This window comes from Lactobacillus nasalidis, from assembly GCF_016587775.1.
GTDB classification, from domain to species: domain Bacteria; phylum Bacillota; class Bacilli; order Lactobacillales; family Lactobacillaceae; genus Lactobacillus; species Lactobacillus nasalidis.
In genome coordinates this window covers 1-1,474 of the sequence record NZ_BOCG01000146.1, presented here as the reverse complement: position 1 = coordinate 1,474, position 1,474 = coordinate 1, and the positions used below count along the sequence as shown (strand labels likewise).

Below are 1,474 nucleotides of genomic sequence, written 5' to 3'. Positions count from 1 at the left end.
ATCGCCTTGCGGATAGAGGACGAAGCGCCGCTCGCCTAAGTCGAAGCAGCTGCCGCCTCTGACGAAGACCGGCAATTGCCAAAGGGGGTACTTGCGCCGGTTGTAGACCCGGCCGCCCATCAGGCGGTCGCCGGTAAAGAGGTCGATCCAGACGGTCTGCTTGTCGGGCAGGTAGATCCGGTCGCGGATGCTCATGCCCTGGTTGTCAGACTTCCCGTTGACGATTGGGGCGATAAGCAATTGGTCGCCCAGCATGAATTCATCGGCGAAGTCCCGCCCGTAGCCAACCTGTTCATGCGGAAAGGCCATGAGCAGGGGCCGGACCAGGGGCAGGCCGTCTTGAGCCTGGCGGCTGAGCGCGTAAAGGTAAGGCTTCAGCTGCTCGCGCAGACCGAGGTAGGCCTTCATGATCCGGGAGACCTTGTTGTTGAAGGCGAAAGGGGTCTTGCTGAGGGGGCTTTGGTCGTCGATGACGAAGAAAAGCGGGGTGAAGGCCTTCCATTCCAGGTCGCGGACGGCGACTTGGGCATTTTCCTGGCCGAACTTTCCGCCGGCAGCGGCCCCGATGAAGGGCAGGCCGGACAGGCCAGCACCTAATAAAGTAGAGATTTGCGTTTTGATGCTGGACCAGTCGCCGCTGACATCGCCGAAGGCCAGGGCAGCCTGGCTCTGGCAGGGCAGGAGGCTGTCGCGGACCAGGGTGAGGGGCTTGGCCTTGGGATTTTCTTTAGCCAGGTCGGAATTGACAGCAGTCAAGTCGCTGCTTGGATCGTCGACCGCGGCAAATTCGCTGTGCTGGGCCAAAGGCTGGCCTTTTTCGCTCCAGAAGCCTGGATGGCAATTCCGGCTTTGGGCATAGCTGGCAAAGGCGGCAAAGTCATCGGGCTTAGCTGCTGTTTGGCTTTCGTAGTTGGGGATGATCCAGGACAAGGGGAAACCCCAGCGCTGGTAGCGGTCCAGCATCGCCCGGGCGGAGAACTGGTAGTCCTTTTCCCCGTTCAGGCTAGGCAGGCGGGCGCCGGATTCAGCTTTTCTTGAATAATAGCGGTTGTCCTCAAAGCGGACGGCTTCATGGCCCTTGCTTTCAGCTTCCTGCCAGGAGCCGTCAAGGAAGTTGCCAAGGTGGCCGAAGGAGAGGGCGTAATTTGGCAGCATGAAGGGCTTGCCGGTCAAATAATAGAAACTGGACAGCAATTCTTGCGGAGAGTTTCCTATTATATAGTAGCTGTCAAAGACTGGAGTTCGGTGGCTGAGGATGGTGAGCTGGGAATTTTGCCGGCCGAAGTCGTAGTGGCCAGTCGCGGTCGTGTTGCGGAGTTCGGCAAAGCCAGCGTTGGTCCAGAAGAAAGGCACGGCAGCCAGAACGCCGTCAGCCCCGGTGATACCGTCGGTCTTGATGGTGATTTTTTCACCCTTGTGGCTGAAGTGGCCGTTTTGGACCCCGCCGCCGTAGTAGTATTCGTTTTGCCCTTGC

At 59.1% G+C, this 1,474-nt stretch carries 1 protein-coding gene; it reads right to left on the bottom strand.

Translation table 11 applies throughout. From position 1 onward, the window contains the following. Nucleotides 1-1,474 (bottom strand): TIM-barrel domain-containing protein (locus lacNas_RS02565; RefSeq protein WP_280515424.1); only part of this gene is annotated, 1,474 nt, incomplete at both ends.